Here is a 22,723-nt window from a genome sequence, read left to right as displayed (position 1 = left end):
ATCCTGGTTGCGGCGGCAGCCCGGCGGCGGGAAGCGGAAGCGAAGCGGATCATCGCCCCCAATGTAGGGCCCATTGACGCATGGCTCCATCCCGGAAATTCGCCCTAGACCAAAGGGTACAGTGCTTGCGTTTTTTCCACAGATCCATATATTGCGCCGCAACAGTTTCCCCGACAGCGCCCACCGATTTCTTTCGGCGGGCCTTTTTGTTGTTTGCGGCGAGGTGCTGCGTGTCGGGGGTGCCATTGCGAGACCAAGGCTCCATGAATCTCCGTAACGTCGCCATCATCGCCCACGTCGACCACGGCAAGACCACGCTGGTCGACCAACTCCTCAAGCAGGCCGGCTCGTTCCGCGAGAACCAGCAGGTCGCCGAACGCGCCATGGACTCCAACGACCTGGAGCGCGAGCGCGGCATCACCATCCTGGCCAAGTGCACATCCGTTCTGTGGAACGACCTGCGCATCAACATCGTCGACACCCCCGGCCACGCCGATTTCGGCGGCGAGGTGGAGCGCATCCTCTCCATGGTCGATGGCGTCGTCCTGCTCTGCGACGCGGCCGAAGGTCCGCTGCCGCAGACCAAGTTCGTGCTGGGCAAGGCCCTGAAGCTCGGCCTGCGCCCGATCGTCGTCATCAACAAGGTGGACCGTCCCGACGGCCGTCCGCACGAGGTGCATGACGAGGTGTTCGACCTGTTCGCCTCGCTCGACGCCTCGAACGAGCAGCTGGACTTCCCGACCCTGTTCGCCTCGGGCCGCAACGGCTGGGCGACCACGGATCTGGAGAACGGCGCCCGCGAGACGCTGACCCCGCTGTTCGAACTGATCCGCGACCATGTCCCGGCGCCGAAGGTCGAGGAGAACCTGCCCTTCAGCATGCTGGCGACCACGCTGGAAGCGAACCCGTATCTGGGCCGCATCCTGACCGGCCGCATCCTGACCGGCTCGGTCAAGGTCAACATGGCCGTCAAGTCGATGAGCCGCGACGGCAAGCTGGTCGAGAACGCCCGCATCAGCAAGGTGCTGGCCTTCCGTGGCCTGGAACGCGTTCCGGTGGACGAGGCGCATGCCGGCGACATCGTCGCCCTGGCCGGCCTGACCAACACCACCGTGGCCGACACCATCTGCGCGCCGGAAGTGACCGAGCCGCTGGCCGCCCAGCCGATCGACCCGCCGACCCTGGCGATGACCTTCTCGGTCAACGACAGCCCGCTGGCCGGTCGTGAAGGCGACAAGGTCACCAGCCGCATGATCCGTGACCGCCTGATGCGCGAGGCCGAAGGCAACGTCGCCCTGCGCGTCACCGACACCGAGGGCGGCGACGCCTTCGAGGTGGCCGGCCGCGGCGAACTGCAGCTCGGCATCCTGATCGAGACCATGCGCCGCGAAGGCTATGAGCTGGCGATCAGCCGTCCGCGCGTGCTGTTCAAGACCGATCCGCTGAACGGCCAGCGCCTGGAGCCGATCGAGGAAGTCGTCGTCGACGTCGACGAGGAGTTCTCGGGCACCGTCGTTCAGAAGATGTCGGAGCGCAAGGCCGACCTGATCGAGATGCGCCCGAGCGGCGGCGACAAGACCCGCATCGTCTTCCACGCCCCGTCGCGCGGCCTGATCGGTTACCAGAGCGAGTTCCTGACGGACACCCGCGGCACCGGCATCATGAACCGCCTGTTCCACGGCTATGCCCCGTTCAAGGGCACCATCGCGGCGCGGCGCACCGGCGTGCTGATCTCCAACAGCGACGGCACCGCGGTGGCCTACGCCCTGTGGAACCTGGAAGACCGTGGTCCGATGCTGATCGATCCGGGCGTGCCGGTCTACCAGGGCATGATCATCGGCGAGCACACCCGCGGCAACGACCTTGAGGTCAATGTCATCAAGGGCAAGCAGCTGACGAACATCCGCACCACCAGCAAGGACGAGGCGGTCCGCTTGACTCCGCCGATCCAGATGACGCTGGAAAAGGCGCTGTCCTACATCTCCGACGACGAGCTGGTGGAGGTGACGCCGAAGTCGATCCGCCTGCGCAAGCGCTACCTCGACCCGAACGAGCGCAAGCGTCACCAGCGCGCTGCCGAAGCGAGCTGATAACGGTTCGCATATAGGCTAGAGTACCGGCGGCGTTTGCCCCCTGACAGGGAGCAAGCGCCGCCTTCTTTTTGGACCGCTTTTTTTGAACCACCGCGAGGATGTTTCCGCATGGCGATGGCGACCGACGCGAAGTCTCCCGGCTCTCCGTCCTTCTCTCTCCGCCGGCTGTGGGTGTGTATCGGCTTCACCGGCCTGTTCGCCCTGATCCTCGCGCTGCTGATCGCCCTGCCGATCCTTGCCGTCTTCGTCCAGTCCGCCGGCGTCTCCACCGACCTGTGGGGGCACATGGCACGGACGGTGCTGCCCGGCTATATCCTCAACACGCTGATCCTGTTGGGCATCGTCGGCGTCGTCACGCTGGTGACCGGTGTCGCCTGCGCCTGGACCGTCACCATGCACGACTTCCGCGGGCGCGGGGTTCTGCAATGGCTGCTGCTTCTGCCGCTGGCCATGCCGGCCTATGTGCTGGCCTACACCTACACCGATTTCCTCCAGTTCGCCGGGCTGCTGCAATCCTTCCTGCGCGCCACCTTCGGCTGGCGGCGCGGAGACTATTGGTTTCCGGAGATCCACACTGCCTGGGGCGCCGGTCTGGTGCTGTCGTCGGTGCTGTATCCCTACGTCTATGTGCTGACCCGCGCCGCCTTCCTCGAACAGTCGGTCTGCGTGCTGGAGGCCAGCCGTACGCTGGGCTGCACCCAGTTCGGCGCCTTCCGCCGCGTGGCGCTGCCGCTGGCCCGTCCGGCGCTGGTGGCCGGCGTCGGCTATGCGCTGATGGAAACGCTGGCCGACTTCGGCGCGGTCCGCTATTTCGGCATCGACACCTTTACCGTCGGCATCTACCGCACCTGGTTCGCGCTGGGCGACCCGGCCGCGGCGGCGCAGCTTGCCGCCGTCCTGCTGCTGGTGGTGCTGGCACTGGTCGGGCTGGAGCGGCTGTCTCGCGGCAGGATGCGCTTCCACCAGACCACCGGCCGTTATCGCGCCCTGCCCGCCCCACGCCTGTCGGCCCGCGGCACGGTGGTGGCATGGATCGTCTGCCTGACGCCGGTTCTGTTCGGTTTCCTGCTGCCCGGTGCCGTGCTGATCCGCATGATCCTGCGCGGCGGCACCGAACTGACGCTGTCCCGCTTCACCGATCTGACGGTCAATACCTTCATCCTCGGCGCCAGTGGTGCGCTGCTGGTCGTCGCGGTGGCGCTGATGGTAATACACGGCGTGCGTCATGACCGCAGCGGTCTCGCCACCGGAGCGGCCCGTCTCGCCTCGCTCGGCTATGCCACGCCGGGCACGGTGATTGCCGTCGGCATCCTCATCACCGTTGGGCTGACGCGCGACTGGACCGGCTGGCCGATGGGTGTGATCCTCGGCACCACCATCGCCGGCATCCTCTATGGCTACCTGATCCGCTTCTTCGTCGTCGCCTACGGGCCGCTGGAGTCCGGCTTCGCCAAGATCGGCCCCAATCTGGAAGGGGCTGCACGCTCGCTGGGCCACACGCCGTTGCAGGTGCTGCGCCGGGTTCATCTGCCGCTTCTGCGCCCCAGCCTGCTCAGCGCCGCCATGCTGGTCTTCGTCGACATCACGAAGGAGTTGCCGGCAACGATGATCCTGCGGCCCTTCAACTTCGACACGCTGGCGATCGAGGCCTTCCGCATGGCCTCGACCGAGCGGCTGGACGATGCCGCCCTGCCCGCCCTGGTGATCGTGCTGGTCGGGCTGGCGCCGGTCATCTATCTCAGCCGTACCATCGCCGCGTCACGACCGGGACACCGCGGTTAAGGTCAGCTTTCCAACCGCTCCTCGTGCTTGGCATCCGCGGCCGGCAGAGCATCGGTGGGACGCCGCGCCCGCAGCTTCTCCCGCTCCTTCCAGCGGCGGAAGGCATGCTCGTTCCACCAGCCGTGCAGCCGTCCGCCAATGTCGGCGACCCGCTGGTAGAGCGGCCGGCGCCGGCTGGTGACTCGGGCCGGTTCCAGCGCCATGCCGACTGAGGTGATGGTGTTGTCCTCCATATCGCGCACGATCAGCTCGACCCCGCCCATGCGAACCCGGTCGCCCAATTCGCAGGAGCCGCCGAACTCGTTGCGCAGCAGGTCGCTCAGCGTCAGCCGGGCATTGGACATCGACAGAGGTAGGCCGTACATCTCGGCGATCTGCTCCACCGTCGCGTCGGGGCTCAGCACCAGATCGCCGTAGAACTCCCGGTCGTTCTGGTCGAGCGCCCGGCTGCCGCCATAGAGCTTGTCGATCAGCGGCAGCCGGTGCTGCGGAGTGAACAGATAGATATGGTCACCGGACTGAAGCGGCTTGGCCTTGTGCAGTGGAACCACCGCGCCGGAGCGGATGACCAGTGACGGCTTGGCCCAGCGCGGCATACGCTGCCCCCGGGCGGCCGGGCTCTTGGCGTGGACGGTGTAGGCGACCAGTTCCTGGTCGGCGTTGCCGGGAAGCTCCAGTTCCACGCGCTCCACCGGTCCGCGGCGGGGCGGGACGATCAGCTCCAGCGCCCGCGCCATCGTGCCGATGGTCCAGCCCTGCACCAGCAGCGAGACGACCACGACGATGAAGGCGGTGTTGAAGATCAGCTGCCCGTTTTCCAGTTCACCCAGCACCGGCACCAGCGCCAGCAGAAGCGACACCGCCCCGCGCAAGCCCACCCAGGCGATGAAGCTGGTCTCCCGCACCGAGAATCGGAAGGGGAGCAGGCACATCCACACCGCGACCGGACGGGCGACCACAATGAGGACGAAGGCAACCCCCAGCGCCGGCAGGATCATGCCGGCGAACTCCCTTGGCGTGGCGAGCAGGCCCAGCATCACGAACATGACGATCTGGCTGAGCCAGGTGAGCCCGGAATGGAAACGCCGCAGTTCCAGCGCGCCGCGCAACTTGACGTTCCCGGCATAAAGGCCGGCGGCATAGACCGCCAGATAGCCGCTGCCGCCCATGACGTTGGTGACGGCAAAGATGAACAGGGCGAAGGTCAGCGTCACCACCGGGTTCAGCCCGGCCTCGAAATTCGCCTTGTTGATGAAGGTCACCAGCAGCCAGCCGCCGGCCAGCCCCATCACCCCACCCAACGCGAAGGCCAGCAGCAGTTCCCCCACGATGGCGACCGGAGAAGCCAGACCATGGGTCGCGGCCTCGACCAGCAGGATGGTCAGCATGATGGCGACCGGGTCGTTGCTGCCCGATTCGATTTCCAGTGTGGAGCGGACGCGATCACGCAGCGTGATGCCGCCGACGCGCAACAGGAAGAAGACCGCCGCCGCATCGGTGGAACTGCACGCCGCACCGACCAGCAGAGCCTCCCCCCATCCCAGCCCCATCAGGTAATGGGCGGCGACGCCGACCACGCCGGTGGTGATGGCCACCCCCAGGGTCGCCAGCGTCATCGCCGGCCAGGCCGCCGCCTTGTAGCTGGCGAGCTTGGTGTCGAACCCGCTTTCGAACAGGATCACCGCCAGCGCCATCGATCCAATCAGGAAGGCGGAACCAGCATCGTTGAAGGAAATTTGACCGATCCCGTCCTCGCCGGCCAGCAGGCCGATGCCGAGGAAGATCAGCAGCAGCGGCGCACCGACCCGCAGAGCGAGGTAGCTGGTCAGCACGCTGACGATCAGCAGAGTTGATCCGATGAGGATGATATAGCTGACCGCCTCCATAAGCCCCGTACGCCGTTCTTATCGGGCCGCCATCCGGCGGAACTCCTTGATTTTGACGGCAAGTCCCCACATCCGCAAGGAGTAGGACCCGGAGGCGGTCATTCGGATAGGCTGTACGCTTACGATACCAGCTTCCAGCTTCCGTCAGCCTGACGGCAGGCGGTGCCGCGCGCCACCTCCGTCCTGCCCTCGATCACGACCGTGTGGTTGTAGTCCCGGCAGGTCTGTCCATCGGTGCCCTGATACGTCCTTACCGGCTGGATGGTGCCGCTGTTGCCGGACTGCGGGTTGTTCCAGGTGATGGTCTGGTTGTTGGCGACGGCACGCTCCTCCGCATCCGATGCCCGGTTCTGGTCAGCGGCGGTGAAGTGGCGAGCCAGCTGCTGGCCGGCATAGGCGCCGACCAGCGTTCCGATGGCCGTGGTCGCCAGCTTGCCCGCCCCGCCGCCGAAGCGCGAGCCGAGCAGGCCGCCGGCGACGGCACCGCCCAGCGTCCCGACGGTCTCCGACGTGTTCATGCCGCCGATGCCGCTGCCGCTGTTGCCGGTCTGACAGGCGGTGAGCGACAGCGCCGCGGTGGCAGCGATCGCGGTCGCGCGCAGATTTTTGGTGATGGTTCGCATGACGGCTCCCCCGTATCAACGTTTCACGGTCAAAGTCGGGTCAACGCTTAAGAGGTGAAGAAGTTCCTCCCAAGGGGCAGAGCCAAAAGATCAGGGGAGGATGGAAGCAAAATGCGATCCCGCGTGTTTAGAGACCGAACAGTCAACACGTGGAGGGTAGCATGATGTCCCGTTTGCGTCTGATCGGTGCGGTGTTCGCGCTTCTTTCCATCACCGCCTGCTCGACTGGCGGCGTGGTCGGCGGTGCGGCCGGTGCGGCCGGTGGTTACGCGATTGATGGCACCCGCGGCGCCGTGATCGGCGGCCTGGGTGGTGCGGCGCTGGGCACCGCAATCGACCACTAAGGAACCCGTCAGTCCCGCACCGGCGTGCGCGTCGATTCGCGCGGGCCGGTCGCGAAGACGGCGAGCGCGTCGTGCAGGTCCGGCAGGACGCGCTCCACCGCCGCCTCGCCCTCGCGGATGCAATCATCGGCACGGTCGAACTCGGTCAGCCCGATATGGCCCAGCCGCGGCACGATGTGCACGTCGGGCGGATCGCCGGCAAGCCGCGACCGCGTGATGCGGTCGGTGACGATGCCCAGCGAGGAGACCATCACGCCGAACAGGCTCGGCCCCTCATAGTCGCGGCGGAAGATCCGGCGCGTCAGGGCGCCGATGCCGCTTGGTGGGCGGTGGTCCGGCGCCTCGTCTTCGACCAGCCGCAGCAGGTCGAAGCCGGCGGCGGTCGGCACGCTCGATCCGGGCTTGCGCGCCTTGCCCAAAATGTCTCCGGCCAGATTGACGGCGATCACCATCTGCGCGCCCAGCGCCCGGCAGGCCGACACCGGCACCGGGTTGACCAGCGCGCCGTCGATCATCCAGCGCCCGTCGATCGACACCGGCGGAAACACCCCTGGCAGCGAGAAGGACGCCCGCATGGCATCGACCAGTTCGCCCCGTTGCAGCCACACCTCGTGGCCGGTCACCAGATCAGTGGTGACGGCGGCATAAGGGCATGGCAGTTCCTCGATCCGCACGTCGCCGAGATGCATTCGCAGCTCCGCCAGCAGCCGGTCGCCGCCGATCAGCCCGCCGCCCTGGCGCAACCGCAGATCCAGATAGCCGACGATCTTCATCCGGGTCAGCGTGCGCACCCACTCTTCCAGCGTGTCGAGCTTGCCCGCCAGATGGACGCCACCGACCAGCGCCCCGACCGATGAACCGCAGACGATATCGGCCTCGATGCCATAGCGCTTCAGCGCCCGCAGCACCCCGATATGGGCCCAGCCGCGCGCCACCCCGCCGCCCAGCGCCAGACCGATGCGCGGACGCCGTGAACCGCCGTTAAGTCCGACATTGGGGCTAAATCCGTTCGGCATGCGCCTTCTCCCTCTCCCCCGGCGGCACGTGTTCGCCGCCCTGATCATCCGCAGCTTTCCACGGAACCGGTAAACGAAGCTTGTAACCAGCGCCGGGGCCATCATCTCGACCGGTGGACAAAGCCGAAGCCCATGGGCTAAGCCATCCCCATCGGACAAGAGATCGGATGCGACCGTGACGAACAAGAGCGGCAAGCCCCTGCGCCTGGATGCGGCGACCGAACGGCTGGCGGCCCGGATGTGGCGCGAATGGGTGCGCCCCTATCGCGGCAAGCTGCTGCTGTCCTTCGTGCTGATGGCGGTGGTGGCGGCGACCACCGGCGCCTATCCGCTGCTGATCGACCAGTCCTATGCCATGTTCTCCGCCCAGGATCGCGGCATGCTCCTGGCGATTCCGCTCGCCATCGTCGCGGTGACGATCATCAAGGGCGCGTCGCTCTATTCCCAAACGGTGGTGACCAGCGACATCGTCCAGCGGATCATCGCCGACATCCGGCTGGCGATGTTCGCGCATCTGCAAACCGCCGACATGGCGCAGCTGCATGCCACGCCCACCGGATCGCTGACCTCCCGCTTCATCAACGACGTCGACCTGATCCGCAATGCGCTGTCCCGTACACTGACCGGGCTGGTGCGCGACATCCTGACGGTGATCGCGCTGGTCGGGTCGATGTTCTATCTGGACTGGCTGCTGTCGCTGATCGTCTTCATCATCTACCCCATCGCGGCCGTGCCCATCGTGCGCATCGGCAAGCGCCTGCGCCGCGTGTCGCGCGACACCCAGGCACAGATGGGCGACATGACCTCGCTGCTGACCGAAAGCCTTTCGGGCGCGCGCATGGTCAAGACCTACAACCTCGAAGACTATGAGCGCGCCCGCGCCGGACGCGCCTTCCACGACAACTACTTGCTGACCATGAAGGCGGTGCGCGCCCGCTCGCGCATCGACCCGATGATGGAGGTGCTGGGCGGCGTCGCGGTGGCGGGGGTGATCGCCTTCGCCGGCTATCGCATGACGCTGGGCGAAGGATCGGTCGGCGCCTTTTCCGGCTTCGTCGGCGCGCTTTTGATGGCGGCCCAGCCGGTGCGCGCCATCGGCACGCTGAACGCCGCCTTGCAGGAAGGGTTGGCCGCCGCCCAGCGCATCTTCGAACTGCTGGACCAGCAGCCGACCATCGTCGAGCAGCCGGGCGCCAAGCCGCTTTCCATCTCCAAGGGTTCCGTCGCCCTTCGTGGCGTCCGCTTCTCCTATGAGGCCGGGGCCGACACGCTGAAGGGCATCGACCTGGACGTGCCGGCCGGCAGCACGGTAGCGCTGGTCGGGCGTAGCGGCGCCGGCAAGTCGACCGTCTTCAATCTGATCCCGCGCCTCTATGATGTGACGGGGGGCGAGGTGCTGATCGACGGACAGGATGTCCGCGGCGCCACGATGCGCAGCCTGCGCGGTGCTGTGTCGATCGTCAGCCAGGACACGGTGCTGTTCAACGACACGGTGCGGGCGAACATCTGCTTCGGCCGTCTCGATGCCGGGATGGACGACGTGATCGCCGCCGCGAAGGCCGCCGCCGCGCATGACTTCGTGTCGAAGCTGCCGGAGGGCTACGACACGGTGATCGGCGACCGCGGCGTCAAGCTGTCGGGCGGCGAGCGCCAGCGTCTGGCGCTGGCCCGCGCCTTCCTGAAGGACGCGCCGATCCTGCTGCTGGACGAGGCGACCAGCGCGCTCGACAGCGAATCGGAACGTCTGGTGCAGGCGGCGCTGGAGCGGCTGACCGAAGGGCGCACCACGCTGGTGATCGCCCACCGGCTGGCCACCGTGCGCAATGCCGACCGCATCGTTGTGATGGAAGGCGGCCGCATCATCGAGCAGGGCACCCACGAGGCGCTGCTGGCCACCGACGGCGCCTATGCCCGGCTGTGCCGGTTGCAGTTCGGCGAGGACGAGGTGCGGGCGGAAGCGTGAGGCGTTCCGCCCGACGCTGCCTCACCCCGCCGGAAACACCATCACCCGTTCGGCCGCCATCGCGGCGGACAGTTCCTCGCCGGCGCGCACGTCGACATGGCCCGGCAGGCGCACGTGGACCTCAGCCCCACCAAGGTCCAGGCAGACCCGCGTCGCCGGCCCCAGGAAGCTGGAATGCCGCACCCGCACCGGCACGGCGTCGGGTCGGGCGCCCAGCGGCACCAGTTCCAGATCCTCCACCCGGCAGGCGACCTCGACCTTGGTGCCGCCGGGCAGGCCGGGCGCCATGATCCGGCCAAGCGGGGTGACGATCTGACCGTCGCGCACCGTCGCCTCGAAGCGGTTCACCTCACCGAACAGGCGGGCGACGAAGCTGTTGGCCGGGCGCCGATAGAGGGTAACCGGCGTGTCGGCCTGGACGATGCGTCCGGCCTCCATCACCACCACGCGGTTGCCCATCTCCATTGCCTCTTCCGGGTCGTGAGTGACCACGATGGTGGCGATGCCGCTGGCACGGATGATCCGCACCACCTCTTCCCGCACCGACCGGCGAAGCTGCTCGTCCAGCGCGGAGAACGGCTCGTCGAGCAGCAGGACCTTCGGGTCGCGCGCCATGGCACGGGCCAGCGCCACCCGCTGCTGCTGGCCACCCGACAGGGTGTGCGGGTAGGCGTCGGCATAGCGGGTCAGCGCCATCATCTCCAGCAGTTCCTCCACCCGGCGCCTGCGTTCGGCGCGCGGACGGTCGGTCTGGCCGAAGGCGATGTTGCCCGCCACCGTCAGGTGGGGAAACAGGGCGAAGTCCTGGAACATCATGCCGACCGGCCGCTTTTCCGGCGGCAGCGACCGGTTAACGGTGGCGAGCGCCTGCCCATCCACGGCGATCTCGCCCGTCTGGACCGTCTCCAGCCCGCTGATCAGGCGCAGCAGGGTCGACTTGCCGCAGCCGGACGGGCCGACGATGCACACCACCTCTTTTGGCGCCACCGACAGCGAGATGTCGTCGACCGCGGTCAGTTGTCCATAGCGGTGGGTGATGCCGGATAGGACGACGGAAGGAAGAAGCGCGTCGGTCATCTTACTTCCAGCCGGCACGGTCCATGATGCGCAACGCCTGCGGCGTGTGGGCCGCGAAGGAGGCCGCATTCACCTCGGCCGCCTTGAAGCTGCCGAGCTTCACCAGCTCTGGATGCGGCTGGACCGCCGGGTTGACCGGATATTCCATGTTGCCGTCGGCGAACTGCCGCTGGGCCTCCGGGCTCAGCAGATATTCCAGCAGCTTGCGGGCATTCTCCTGATTCTTGGAGGTCTTCACCACGCCGGCGCCGCTGAGGTTCACATGGGTGCCGCGGTTGCCCTGGTTGGGAAAGATCACGCCGACCTTGGACGCGACCTCACGGTCCTCCTGCTTGGTCGAGGTGATCATCTTGCCGACGTAATAAGTGTTTGCAATGGCGACGTCGCCCTCGCCCACCGCCACCGCCTTGATCTGGTCGGTGTCGCCGCCCTGCGGCGGACGGGCAAGATTGGCGACGAGGCCCTTCACCCACTCCTCCGCCTTCTCCTCGCCCAGTGCTTCGATCATCGAAGCGGTCAGGGCCAGGCTGTAGGGATGGGTGCCGCTGCGGGTCAGGACGCGGTGCTTCCAGTCCGGCTTGGCGAGGTCCTCGTAATCCTTGATCTGCTCCGGCTTCACCCGGTCGCGGGCATAGACGACGACGCGGGCGCGGCTGGACAGCCCCCACCAGGCACCGTTCGGGTCACGCAGGTTCGCCGGCACCTTCACCGAATCCAACTGCGGCGAGCTGACCGGGGCAAGCAGCCCTTCCTTCGCGGCGGCGGCCAGACGGCCGGCATCGACGGTGATGAACAGGTCGGCCGGGCTGCTGGCGCCCTCCGACTTCATGCGCTGGATCAGTTCATCGTGGTTGCCTTCAATGATGTTGACCTTGATTCCGGTCGACTTCGTGAAGGTCTCATAGATCACTCGGTCGGTATTGTAATGCCGCGAGTTGTAGATATTGACTTCCTGTGCCTGAACCGAAAAGGCGGTCAAGGCGCAGACGGCAAAAGCAACTCCAGCGATCTTGTCGATGAACATCCATCACTCCCGGACTGCGAACAGCTCTCAAATCCATGAGAATGGATATCAGTTGCAGCCGATGCTGTCGAGACGGGATTCACTTTGGGAAGGGATCAGCCGGCGAGCGGAGCAGCCTGTGCACGCACCATGTCGGCCAGCGCCTCGGGCACCATCGGCCGGCCGAACAGATAGCCCTGCATCATGTCGCAGCCGACAGATACCAGGAAATCGCGCTGCTCCGCCGTCTCCACCCCTTCCGCCACGGTGGTCAGGCCGAGGCCGTGTGCCATGCCGACGGCGGCGCGGACCAGCGCGTTGCTCTTGGGGTTTTCCGGCACGTCGATGACGAAGGCGCGGTCGATCTTCAGCTTCGCCACCGGCAACTGCTGCACATAGCTGAGCGAGGAATAGCCGGAACCGAAATCGTCAATGGCCGCCTGGATGCCCAGTTGGGCAAGTTCGCCAAGCGTTCGCACCGCCACCTTCAGGTCGCGCACCGCCGCCTGTTCGGTAATCTCCAGACCCAGATGCCTGCGCAGAGACGGATGCTCGCCCAGCAACTCCTCCAGCCGGAGGGTCAGATTGCCGCGCAGGAACTGCTGGCCGGAGATGTTAAGGAAGACGCGGTCGGGCAGCACGCCCTCCGTCTCCCACGCCGACATCTGGGCGATGGCGGTGGACAGTACCCAGTCGGTGATCGGAACGATCAGGCCGCTTTCCTCGGCGACCGGAATGAACTCCCCGGGCGAAACCGGCCCCAGCGCGTGATGGTCCCAGCGCAGCAACGCCTCCGCCGAACGGACCCGTCCGGCCTTGTCGACGATGGGCTGGTAGACGAGGCGCAGTTCGTTGCGTTCGATGGCGTGGGTCAGATGCATGGTCAGCATCATCCGCCGCGTCGCCGCCGCCGCCATTTCCGGCGTGTAGAAACAGACGGCATTGCCGCCATTGTGCTGCACCGCCTGCAAGGCCAGCTTGGCCTTGGCGTTCAGATCCTCCAGCGTGCCGACCGCATCGTCCTGCATCGCGGCACCGACCGACAGGCGTAGCCGCACCCAATGGCGGTCGGCATAGATCGAGGCGGTCAACCGGTCGTGCAGAACGCCCGCCAGCGTGCAGGCATGATCGGCGTCGGTCACCCGTGACAGCGCTGCGAATTCATCGGCGGCAATGCGGCAGATGATGGTGTTGGGCGGCAGCACCTCTGTCACCCGGCTGACCATCGCCTTCAGCGCGGCGTCGCCGACATGGAAGCCGAAGGCTTCGTTCACGTCGCTGAACTGGTCGACGTCCAGCGAGAACAGCGCGAACATTCCGCCATCCGCCCCCCTAGCCGCTCCATCGCCACGGTGGCCGGCGAACAGGACCTCGCAATCCTCCAGGAAGGCGGTGCGGGTCAGCACGCCGGTCAGCGGGTCGTGCCGCGCGAGGTAGGAGGCCCGCTGTTCCGCCGCCAGACGTTCGGAAATGTCGCGGATGATGCCGACGAAGGTGACCTCTTCCCCCAGCCGCGCCTCGCCGACGCTGAGATGGATGGGGAACACCGTGCCGTCCTTGCGCTGGCCCAGCGTGTCGCGGCCGATGCCGATGATCTTGGCCCGGTCGGTCCGCATATAGGTATCGATGTAGCGGTTGTGGTCGCGCGAAAAGGGCGGCGGCATCAGGATGGCCATGTTCCGCCCGATCAGTTCGCTGTCCTCATAGCCGAACAGACGGCAACAGGCGCGATTGACGGAACGGATGATGCCGCTGCGGTCGGACACGATGATGCCGTCGACCGCCGCATCCAGCAGAGTGGCAATGAAGGAGTCGCGGCAGGTCACGAATTCGGCGATGCGGTCGGGATCGCCGGTCCGGTGAAAGGTGCCGAGATAGCCGAGCGTCGTCCCGGCCTCGTCGCGATGGGCGATCACGCTGCCGCTGAGGATCGAACGGCGGCCGTCACAGTCGACCGTCGGGCAATCGACCGGGGCGGAGCCGTGCGCCGGCGACTCGCCGATGGCCGCAATGGCAGTTGCCAGCGCCACGATGACCGGGTGATCGATGCCGGCCAGCGGGCGGCCGATCAGGTCCGCCGGCGACCGGTCGAGCGCCGCGGCGAAATGCGGGTCGGCATGGCGGCAGACGCGGTTGCGGTCGAGATAGACGAGAGCCATCCCGCCATCGTCGAGCAGGCTGGCGGCCAGCGAGGCCAGAAAGGCCGGATCGCGCGGCATTCCGGCGGCTTGCGCCACATCGGAACCGCTGCACTCGGAACCGTTCATCTGATCCGCCGGTTGTAGGTCCACGAAACGATCCGCTTTTCTCTGTCCCGCCGGGATGGCTGGGCTGATGATGCACCGCAGGATGTCCTGGCGGCAGAAGCGGATACCCGATGGTGGTATTATGACCCCGTCCGGTATCTTTTCCAACGCCAAGCGAACGCGTAAATGCAGGACATTTCCGCAACCGGCTTGCCGTGACGCGTCCACACTCTAACGGTTGGAGTCCGAAGCGCGATTGACATGGTTCAATGCATGCCGCGGTTTCGGAGACAGACTGCCGCCATACGGCGCACCACTACAGCTTTTGCGCGTACGCCCTGCGACAATTCGGAGGCATTGGGCGCGGCATTCTGGACCTGAGGCGGTATTCCCCTCAAGATGTTCGCCGACAGCCCCGCACGGTACCCCCTGATACCGGCCCAGATACCGGCTTCGTCCCGCCATTTTTCGCCTGCCCCGCCTCTTTGTGCCTGATGGAGGAATAAACCGGAGGTCCCAGGCGTTTTCCCGACAACGGCTGCAACGACCGACAGCAGGTCGGTTGGCGGCCGCACGTCGGATCCGCCAACGGTCCACGGTTCGAGAAAAAACGATTGGGAGCATTCCGTCATGACCAGCGCATTCAGCCAGATCCGACACGCCGATGGCCGTGCGTACTACCAGGGCAGCCCGCTGTCTCTGGCCGATGCGCAGATCATGCTCAACGACGATATCCTTCGCCGCCGGGTGCGTGTCGGCGCCTATCTGCGGGTGGACGGCGGCCGGCTGGTGCTGGTGAACGGCCCGGCTCTGCAACGTTCGGTCTTCCGGCCGGTATCGTCCGCGCTCACCCCCCGCGCGGGCCGGCCAGAATAAGCACCGCACCGGCCAGACAGATCAGCGCGCCGACCGCGTCCCAGCGGTCCGGCGGCGCCCCCTCGACCAGCCAGAGCCACAGCAGCGACGCTGCGACGTAGACGCCGCCGTAAGCAGCATAGGCCCGCCCCGCGAAATCAGCGTCGGCCCGCGTCAGCAGCCAGGCGAACAGGCACAGGCTGGCCATGCCGGGGAGAGCCCACCATGTGCTCCGCCCCAGTCTGATCCAGGCCCAGAAGGCGAAGCAGCCGGCGATTTCCGCCAGCGCCGCCACGCCATACACCGCCAGCGTCACACCCAGCGTCCGCTCCATTCTCGCTCCGTTTCGCGCCCGTCATCTGCGGCAGGATGCTGCCGGCCGCATCTTCCGGCGTCAATGCGTCGCGCGCCGCTGAAATGCGCCACAGCTCGTTTCAATTTGACGCCCTAATATTACAGTACATTCATGGACTTGGACGGGGGTGCGGCATAAATTCGCCCTGAGGGAGGCATACTGCGATGTTCATAGACGCGACCAACCCGATGCGGGATGCCATCGAAACGATCCGGGCCACCGACGTGATTTCGGACGCGAAGAAGCACATCCTGTTCCAGGGGCTGGAAGCGTTGCGGAACAAGCACTGCCCGGATCCGCGTCCGATGGCCGGCCGTTGCGAGGCCTGCCTGTCCCATAGCCGTTGCCTGACGGCAGTGGTGGATCTGCTGGGTTCCTGATCACGGCTGGAGAATACGCGGATTGAGCCTGACGCTCGATGACGAAGCCACACTGTGTTCTGTGGGGATTTTGGCGGAGGCGGTCGAGATGGCCTTCGTCCCCGGCATCCTGGAACTGCGCACCTTGCGCGATGCCCTGAAAGAGGCGCTGCGCACCCGATCCCCGGCGGCGGTGAGACTGGCCTTCAGCGCCTTCAGCCGCGTCGATCGCGATTTCCGTAGCCAGATCACCCACCATGCCCTGCAACTGGCTGCCCTGCACCGTCACAGCGCCGGACCGATGAGCTCGAATATGGGAGGTGACGGAGGCGTGCCCGCACGCAGGCCCGACCGTGGAATCGACGGACCGCGCCGGGCGTGAGCGCGACGGCGGCCTGTTTGTCTTTCGTGTAATATTATTAATGGACCCTTTCGTCTTCCGTCCTGTTGTCCCGGCATAACCAACACACAGGAGGTTGCCAGCATGGACAAGGACCGGATCGAGGGCGCTGCCCGCTCCATCAAGGGTTCCATCAAGGAAGCGGCAGGCAAGCTGACCGGCGACACCAAGACCGAAGCCGAAGGCCGCGGCGAGAAGGCCGCCGGCAAGGTTCAGAACACCATTGGCGGCGCCAAGGACTCGGTGCGCGACGCGCTGAAGTGATCGCCGACGGAACCCCGGCACCCGCAAGGGTTCGCTGAGGTGACGTGACCATCGGACGCCCCGGCCCCGCATTCGCGTGCAGGGCCGGGGCATTCGTCTGTAAGTCACCTGCGGGCCGGACACCGGCGGAGTTCGCCGACCCGGAAATGGGCTGTTGCCGCCCCACCCTCCCCTATCTATGATGCGCCGCCCCGGCCGGATGGCCGAACGACGCGCTTAGATTCGGGTCCCATGCTCCAGTTCATCCGCAATTTCGCCGGCTCCTGGGTCGTCAAGATCCTGTTCGTGCTGTTGATCCTCAGCTTCGGCATCTGGGGGATCGGCGACGTGTTCCGCTCCACTACCCCCACCACCGTCGCCGAAGTCGGCAAGGTGGAGATCGGGCAGCAGGCGCTGGACCAGGAATTCCGCCGGCAGATGGAACGGCTGCGCCCGATGCTGGGCGGCAACCTGACCGCCGAGCAGGCCAAGCGCTTCGGCCTGCTGGAGCAGTCGCTGCAGTCGCTGATCCAGCGCACCCTGTTCGACCTCGCCGCGACCGACATGGGCATCGCCGTAGGGCCGGAGGTGGTCCGCATGCGCATCGCCGACGAGCCGGCCTTCCGCAACCAGCAGGGCCAATTCGATCCCAACGTCTTCCGGTCGGTGCTGCGTAACAACCAGCTGACCGAGGACGGCTATGTCGCGATGGTCCAGCGCGAGACCGCCCGCCAGCTGGTCGCCGGTGCGGTGTCCGCCGGCCTGACTCCGCCGCAGCCGCTGGTGCAGGACCTCTACCGGTACCGTGGCGAAAAGCGCGTGGCCGAGGTGGTGACGCTGCCCAACGCCTCCATCGGCGATGTCGGCGTGCCGGACGATGCGACGATCAAGCAGGCTTACGAGGACCATCAGGTCCGCTTCACCGCCCCGGAATACCGCGCCCTGACGGTCGCCCGCCTGTCACCCGATGCGCTGGCGAAGGACATCAAGATCGACGATGCCCAACTCCGCAAAGCGTATGAGGAGCGTGCGAACGAGTTCGGCGCCCCGGAAAAGCGCAACGTGCAGATGGTGGTGATCGACGACGAGGCGAAGGCCAAGCAGATCGCCGAGGCCGCCAAGACCAAGGGTCTGGCCGAAGCCGCCAAGGACGCCGGCGTCGAGCCGGTCACTCTGGATAACATCGCCAAGTCCGACCTGCCGGAAATCGGCGATGCCGCCTTCGCGATGGAGGCCGGCAAGACCTCCGACCCGATCAAGAGCGCGCTCGGCTGGCACGTCATGGCCGTCACCGGCGTCACCCCGGCCTCGACCAAGAGCTTCGAGGATGTGAAGGACCAGCTGGCTGCCGAGTTGAAGAAGGAGCAGGCGCTCGACTCCGTCTTCTCCATCGCCAACCGTGTCGAGGACCAACTGGCCAGCGGCGCGTCGCTGGACGAGGTCGCCCAGGCCCAGGGTCTGGTGCTGAGCAAGGTCGCCGCCATCGACAGCACCGGAAAGGCTCCGGACGGCAAGGACGCCGCCCCTGACCTGCCCGGTCTGAAGGCGCTGCTCCCCAACGCCTTCCAGCTCAAGACCGGCGCCACCTCCAACCTGACCGAGGGCGAGGGCAGCAATTTCACCGCTGTCCGCGTCGACAGCGTGATCCCCGCCGCCGTCCGCCCGCTGGCCGACGTGCGCGATCAGGTCATCGCCGACTGGCAGCAGGAACAGCGCGCCGAGCGCGCCGCCAAGAAGGCGGAAGAGATCGCCGCCCGCCTGAAGCAGGGGGCCGAGGCCGCCGCCCAGGACGTCGCCACCCAGGCCGGCGCCAGTTTCGCCATGACCAGCCCCTTCACCCGCGACACCCAGTCGGTGCAGGGCCTGCCGGCCGAGATGGTCGCCAAGCTGTTTGCCGCCAAGCCGAACGAGGTCGTCACCGGCAACACCGCCGATGCCCAGGTGGTCACCCGCCTGAAGGAGGTCATCCCGGCCGATCCGAAGGCCGCCGATGCCGATCTGGCCCCGGTCCGTGCCTCGGTCGAACAGGGGATGCAGAACGATCTGCTGGCTGAGTTCACCAACGCGCTGCGTGATAAGTATCCGGTCCGCATCCATCGCCAGCGCATCGACCAGTTCTTCGCCAGCAACTGAGGCTTCGGCTTAGCCGACAGCAATCCAAGAGGTCTCGTGCCGTGAAGGTCCAGCCCGATATCACCAGCTTCGATGCCGCTTACGCCGCCGGTCGGCCGCAGGTGGTGTGGACCACGCTGGTCAGCGATCTGGAGACCCCGGTCTCCGCCTACATGAAGCTGGCGGACGGGCGTCCATTTGGTTTCCTGCTGGAATCGGCGGAACGCGGGGCGGGGTCGCGGCGCGACCGCTATTCGGTGATCGGCTTCAAGCCGGACGTGGTGTGGCGGTCGCGCGGCAACAAGGCAGAGATCAACCGCGACGCCCTGCACGACCGCGACGCCTTCCGGCCTCTCGGCCGGGCGCCGCTGGATGAGTTGCGCGCGCTGATCAACGAAAGCCGGATTCCACTGCCGGAAGAACTGCCGCCGATGGCGGCCGGCCTGTTCGGCTACATGACCTACGACATGGTGCGCCTGATGGAGCGGCTGCCGGACAACAATCCGGACGAGCTGAACATCCCGGACGCGATCCTGACCCGGCCCAGCATCGTCGCCATCTTCGACAGCCACACCGATTCGATTACGCTGGTGACGCCGGTGTGGCCGAAGGCCGGCAAGGATGCCGCCACCGCCTATGCCGACGCCCGGGAACGGCTGACCGACGCGCTGGCCGACCTGGAACGTCCCCTGCCCTACCGGCGGGAGCCTCGGGCGGAGAACGGTCTGCCCTTGGCATGGACTTCCAACACGACGCGCGAGGAGTATCACGCGATCGTGGAGAAGGCGAAGGAGTACATCCGCGCCGGCGACATCTTCCAGGTCGTGCCGTCCCAGCGCATCCGCTTCCCCTTCAAGCCGTCGCCTCTGGCGCTGTACCGCACGCTGCGTCGCCTGAATCCGTCGCCTTTCCTGTTCCACTGCGACTTCGGCGAGTTGACCGTCGTCGGCTCCAGCCCGGAAATCCTGGTGCGCGTGCGCGACGGCAAGGTGACAGTCCGTCCGATCGCCGGCACCCGCAAGCGCGGCGCCACCACGGCGGAGGACGAGGCGCTGGCCGCCGATCTGCTGAGCGACCCCAAAGAACTGGCCGAACATCTGATGCTGCTCGACCTCGGCCGCAACGATGTCGGCCGGGTGGCGAAGGTTGGTACGGTCAAGGTCACAGCCAAGATGATCGTGGAGCTTTACAGCCACGTCATGCACATCGTCTCCAACGTCGAGGGTGAACTCGACCCGAAGTTCGACGCGCTCGACGCGCTGGTCGCCGGCTTCCCCGCCGGCACGGTGTCCGGCGCGCCCAAGGTCCGCGCCATGGAGATCATCGACGAGCTGGAGAAGGCCCGTCGCGGCGTCTATGCCGGCTGCGTCGGCTATTTCGGCGCGTCTGGCGCCATGGACACCTGCATTGCGCTGCGCACCGCCGTGCTGAAGGACGGCATGATGTATGTCCAGGCTGGCGGCGGCGTCGTTGCCGACAGCGACCCGGAGGCCGAATATCAGGAGACGGTCAACAAGTCGATGGCCTTGATCCGCGCCGCCGAAGAGACCCTGCGCACCACCGCGCGGGGGTAATCTCCACATTTACGCTGCACGAAAAGGGCCGCCTCATGGGCGGCCTTTTTCGTGCAGGGACGGTTGCGAGCGAACGGAGCGACTCCCGCGAACAGGCGGTCAGAGATACCGCCGCTCCAGATGCCGCTTGAACACCGACGCATCCAATGGCCGGCCGGTCGCCGCCCTCAGCAGTTCGTCGCCAGAGGCGTGGAAGCAGCCCGTCTCATGCACGTTCACCCGCAGCCAATTCACCAGTGGCGCGAACTCGCCGCGCGACAGGGCCGGGACGATCTCCGGATCGGCGCTGCGGGCACTGTCAAACAGCTGCGCCGCCGTCATGGCCCCCAGTGTGTAGCTGGGGAAATAGCCCCAGCCGCCGCCCGGCCAGTGGATGTCCTGCAAACAGCCCAGCCGGTCGTTCGGCGGCACCACCCCGACCAGTTCCGCCATGCCGTCATTCCAGGCGCCCGGCAGATCCGGCAGCGTCAGGTCACCGGCGACAAGCGCCTTCTCCAGGCGATAGCGCAGGATGATGTGGGCGGGATAGGTGACCTCATCGGCATTGACGCGGATGAATCCGCGCTCCACCCGGCTGTAGAGGCGGCGCAGATTGTCGGCCTCCCAGGCTGCGCCCTCTCCGCCGAAGGTCTCGCGCACCACCGGCGCCAGCCACGTGATGAACTCCGCCGAGCGGCAGGCCTGCATCTCCATCAGCAACGATTGGCTCTCGTGCACCGCCATGCCGCGCGACTGGCCCACTGGCTGGCTCAGCCGCGTGCGCGGGCGGTTCTGCTCGTACAGCGCATGGCCGGTCTCGTGCAGGATACCCATCAACGCGTCGGTGAAGTTCGCCTCATCATAGCGGGTGGTGATGCGCACATCGCCGGTCGCCCCGCCACAGAAGGGGTGCAGCGATACGTCCAGCCGGCCGCGGCGGAAGTCAAAGCCCAGCCGCTCCATCATGCGGACGCCAAGCTCGCGCTGCTTTTCCACCGGGAACGGCCCCTGCGGTTCCATCACCGCAGGAGCCGCCGCCTGTTGGTCGAGCACACGGCCGATCAGATCGGGCAGGAAGCTGGACAGATCGGCGAAAAGCACGTCGATGCGCTCCGCCCGCGCGCCGGGATCGTGGCTGTCGAGCAGTGCGTCATAGGCGCTGATCCCCATCACGGAGCCCAGCGCCTCCGCCCCCTCGCGCACGCGGGCCAGAACCTCGGTCAGCGAAGGCAGCAGCTTGGCATAGTCGCTCTCCGCCCGCGCGACGCGCCAAGTCATCTCGCAGACCGACACCGCCTTGCTGGTCGCCTCCACCAGATCGGCGGGAACGGCGGTGGCCTGGATGTGATGACGGCGCATCTCGCGCAGGTTGGCGCGCTGCCAGGCGTCGAGGCTGTCGTCACTCTCCGCCTCCGCCAGCAGGTCACCCATACGCGGGTCGGTCGCCAGTTCGTGCGCGATCACCGACAGGGTCGCGGTCTGCTCCGCCCGGCTGTCATTGGCACCCTCCGGCATGATCGTCTGGGTGTCCCAGCCGAGAATGCCCAGCGCATCGCCGATGGCGGCGATGCGGGCGTGGCGGCGTTCAAGCTCCTGATATGCGGTCATCGGGTCGTCCGTCGGTTCCGGTGTCGGCGCGCTTGCGCTGTGACAGCACGTAGATCCCGGCGAGCGTCACCGCAAGCCCATACCAGGTCAAGGCATACTGGAGGTGGTTGTTCGGCAATTCCACCCGCGGCTCGATTCCAGCCAGGGTTCCGGCGGGCGCCCCAGCCAGCCCGCTCCCCTGCCCCGGCAACATCTCAATCACCACAGGAGCCACGCTGCTCAGTGACAGTGCCGCCGCCATGGCCGGCGGGTCGGCGCGCATCCAGGCGGAACCGGGCGCCGGGTTGCCGTTGCCGGGCTGGAAAAAGCCGGGCGGCTGCGGCACGCGGACGATGCCTTTGACGCTCACCTCCCCCTCCACCCGCGCGGCGGCCCGGGTGGCCGGATCGCGGCGGTCCATCGGCACGAAACCGCGGTTGACCAACACGACGCCGGCCCCGTCGGCACGCTGAAGCGGCGTCAGCGCCTCATAGCCGACCTGCCCCTGATGCGGGCGGGCGATCAGCAGCATGTCCTTGTCGTTCAGGAAACGCCCGGTGATCGTCACCGGCCGGAACTCCCACGCGGTGGGATCGTCGATACGGGCGGGCAACGGGACCGGCGCTTCGGCCATCTGCCGGGCGATCCGGGCGATCAGCTCCTGTTTCCAGTACAGCCGTTCCAACTGCCACGTGCCAAGCCCGATGGTCACCGCCAGCCCGGCCAGCGTAAACACCGTCGCCCCCAGCGAAGGGCGGAAACGCTTCCGCTCCGCCGGTTCCACGGCAGTGGCACTCAAGAGCCTTTCTCCACTTCGCTTCGACGATAACGGTACTGGAGAGCGACCACATAAGCCTTGGCCGGCCGAAGCATGCCCAGCGTCAAACCCAACACCACGATGCTCCAGACGATGGCATGAAGCCATAACGGCCAGTCGACCGTCATGGAAACCCAGAGCGCCACCGGCACCACCAGGAAACCCAGAATGAAGATCAGGAAGACCGCCGGCCCATCGCCGCTGTCGACCTGGGAGAAATCCAGATCGCAGACATTGCAGCGCTCCGCCACCGTCAGGTAGCCGTCGAACAGACGCCCCTTGCCGCAACGCGGGCAGACGGAGCGAAGCCCCGCCGATAACGGGGAAACTCTCGGATACAGATCGATCACGCCATCACCTCCCGTTCGGACCGTTCCGGCAGACATATGGGCCGCCGGAACGGCACGGC

General features: G+C 66.7%; 20 protein-coding genes. 10 read left to right on the top strand and 10 right to left on the bottom strand.

Annotation, left to right across the window (positions count from 1 at the left end):
- Positions 1-263 precede the first annotated feature (263 nt).
- Positions 264-2,090: a translational GTPase TypA gene (gene typA, locus J2848_RS02685; RefSeq protein WP_109086605.1), complete on the top strand. Its 1,827-nt coding sequence runs from the start codon at positions 264-266 to the stop codon at positions 2,088-2,090.
- A 111-nt stretch (positions 2,091-2,201) separates the two neighbouring features.
- The gene (locus J2848_RS02680; protein WP_149235455.1) at positions 2,202-3,875 is read left to right on the top strand and encodes an ABC transporter permease; all 1,674 of its coding nucleotides are present in this window, start codon (positions 2,202-2,204) and stop codon (positions 3,873-3,875) included.
- A gap of 2 nt (positions 3,876-3,877) precedes the next feature.
- Here J2848_RS02680 and J2848_RS02675 read toward each other — a convergent pair whose 3' ends face one another.
- Together J2848_RS02675 and J2848_RS02670 are read right to left on the bottom strand one after the other, a co-directional pair.
- A complete protein-coding gene (locus J2848_RS02675; RefSeq protein ID WP_149235456.1) occupies positions 3,878-5,761 on the bottom strand; it encodes a potassium/proton antiporter in 1,884 nt (627 codons plus the stop codon).
- Positions 5,762-5,880: 119 nt separating this feature from the next.
- Positions 5,881-6,384 carry an RT0821/Lpp0805 family surface protein gene (locus J2848_RS02670; RefSeq protein ID WP_149235457.1) on the bottom strand — a complete coding sequence of 168 codons (504 nt, stop codon included), beginning with the start codon at positions 6,382-6,384 and terminating at the stop codon, positions 5,881-5,883.
- 161 nt (positions 6,385-6,545) lie between these two features.
- Between J2848_RS02670 and J2848_RS02665 the strand changes: the two genes are divergently transcribed.
- Positions 6,546-6,728, top strand: a complete 183-nt coding sequence (locus tag J2848_RS02665; protein WP_149235458.1) for a hypothetical protein — start codon at positions 6,546-6,548, stop codon at positions 6,726-6,728.
- An 8-nt stretch (positions 6,729-6,736) separates the two neighbouring features.
- Here J2848_RS02665 and J2848_RS02660 read toward each other — a convergent pair whose 3' ends face one another.
- The gene (locus J2848_RS02660; RefSeq protein ID WP_149235459.1) at positions 6,737-7,744 is read right to left on the bottom strand and encodes a patatin-like phospholipase family protein; all 1,008 of its coding nucleotides are present in this window, start codon (positions 7,742-7,744) and stop codon (positions 6,737-6,739) included.
- 175 nt (positions 7,745-7,919) lie between these two features.
- Between J2848_RS02660 and J2848_RS02655 the strand changes: the two genes are divergently transcribed.
- On the top strand, positions 7,920-9,707 hold the full coding sequence (locus tag J2848_RS02655) for an ABC transporter ATP-binding protein (RefSeq protein ID WP_149235460.1): 1,788 nt from the start codon (positions 7,920-7,922) through the stop codon (positions 9,705-9,707).
- A 21-nt stretch (positions 9,708-9,728) separates the two neighbouring features.
- Here the strand turns inward: J2848_RS02655 and J2848_RS02650 are convergent, their stop codons facing one another.
- From J2848_RS02650 to J2848_RS02640, 3 genes are all read right to left on the bottom strand, one after another.
- The gene (locus J2848_RS02650) at positions 9,729-10,784 is read right to left on the bottom strand and encodes an ABC transporter ATP-binding protein (protein WP_149235461.1); all 1,056 of its coding nucleotides are present in this window, start codon (positions 10,782-10,784) and stop codon (positions 9,729-9,731) included.
- 1 nt (position 10,785) lies between these two features.
- Entirely contained in the window at positions 10,786-11,808 is a 1,023-nt protein-coding gene (locus J2848_RS02645) for a Fe(3+) ABC transporter substrate-binding protein (RefSeq protein WP_149235462.1), read from the bottom strand.
- Between the two features lie 95 nt (positions 11,809-11,903).
- Positions 11,904-14,054 carry a putative bifunctional diguanylate cyclase/phosphodiesterase gene (locus J2848_RS02640; RefSeq protein WP_149235463.1) on the bottom strand — a complete coding sequence of 717 codons (2,151 nt, stop codon included), beginning with the start codon at positions 14,052-14,054 and terminating at the stop codon, positions 11,904-11,906.
- 609 nt (positions 14,055-14,663) lie between these two features.
- On the opposite strand from J2848_RS02640, the gene J2848_RS02635 reads away from it, so the two are divergent.
- A complete protein-coding gene (locus J2848_RS02635) occupies positions 14,664-14,909 on the top strand; it encodes a hypothetical protein (protein WP_149235464.1) in 246 nt (81 codons plus the stop codon).
- On the opposite strand, the gene J2848_RS02630 is transcribed toward J2848_RS02635, so the two are convergent.
- Positions 14,881-15,222: a YnfA family protein gene (locus tag J2848_RS02630; protein WP_149235465.1), complete on the bottom strand. Its 342-nt coding sequence runs from the start codon at positions 15,220-15,222 to the stop codon at positions 14,881-14,883. The two genes, J2848_RS02635 and J2848_RS02630, sit on opposite strands and share 29 nt — an antisense overlap.
- A 185-nt stretch (positions 15,223-15,407) precedes the next feature.
- On the opposite strand from J2848_RS02630, the gene J2848_RS02625 reads away from it, so the two are divergent.
- The 5 genes from J2848_RS02625 (at position 15,408) to trpE (ending at position 19,931) form a co-directional block, all read left to right on the top strand.
- Positions 15,408-15,623: a hypothetical protein gene (locus tag J2848_RS02625; protein ID WP_149235466.1), complete on the top strand. Its 216-nt coding sequence runs from the start codon at positions 15,408-15,410 to the stop codon at positions 15,621-15,623.
- 22 nt (positions 15,624-15,645) lie between these two features.
- Positions 15,646-15,984 carry a hypothetical protein gene (locus tag J2848_RS02620; RefSeq protein ID WP_149235467.1) on the top strand — a complete coding sequence of 113 codons (339 nt, stop codon included), beginning with the start codon at positions 15,646-15,648 and terminating at the stop codon, positions 15,982-15,984.
- Positions 15,985-16,086: 102 nt separating this feature from the next.
- Positions 16,087-16,266: a CsbD family protein gene (locus J2848_RS02615; protein WP_109086593.1), complete on the top strand. Its 180-nt coding sequence runs from the start codon at positions 16,087-16,089 to the stop codon at positions 16,264-16,266.
- A gap of 231 nt (positions 16,267-16,497) precedes the next feature.
- Complete coding sequence (locus J2848_RS02610; protein WP_149235468.1) at positions 16,498-18,378, top strand: peptidylprolyl isomerase; 1,881 nt, start codon at positions 16,498-16,500, stop codon at positions 18,376-18,378.
- Between the two features lie 41 nt (positions 18,379-18,419).
- Complete coding sequence (trpE, locus tag J2848_RS02605; protein ID WP_149235469.1) at positions 18,420-19,931, top strand: anthranilate synthase component I; 1,512 nt, start codon at positions 18,420-18,422, stop codon at positions 19,929-19,931.
- 99 nt (positions 19,932-20,030) lie between these two features.
- On the opposite strand, the gene J2848_RS02600 is transcribed toward trpE, so the two are convergent.
- From J2848_RS02600 to J2848_RS02590, 3 genes are read right to left on the bottom strand one after another with little or no spacing between them, the layout of a single operon-like run.
- A complete protein-coding gene (locus tag J2848_RS02600) occupies positions 20,031-21,518 on the bottom strand; it encodes a carboxypeptidase M32 (protein WP_149235470.1) in 1,488 nt (495 codons plus the stop codon).
- Positions 21,496-22,296, bottom strand: a complete 801-nt coding sequence (locus J2848_RS02595; RefSeq protein WP_149235471.1) for an SURF1 family protein — start codon at positions 22,294-22,296, stop codon at positions 21,496-21,498. The genes J2848_RS02600 and J2848_RS02595 overlap by 23 nt, the downstream gene beginning before the upstream one ends.
- The gene (locus J2848_RS02590; RefSeq protein WP_149235472.1) at positions 22,293-22,700 is read right to left on the bottom strand and encodes a DUF983 domain-containing protein; all 408 of its coding nucleotides are present in this window, start codon (positions 22,698-22,700) and stop codon (positions 22,293-22,295) included. Before J2848_RS02590 ends, J2848_RS02595 begins: the two co-directional genes overlap by 4 nt.
- Positions 22,701-22,723: the final 23 nt, after the last annotated feature.

Source organism: Azospirillum lipoferum (genome assembly GCF_024170005.1).
GTDB lineage: Bacteria > Pseudomonadota > Alphaproteobacteria > Azospirillales > Azospirillaceae > Azospirillum > Azospirillum lipoferum.
This window is presented reverse-complemented; position numbering and strand designations above follow the sequence as displayed.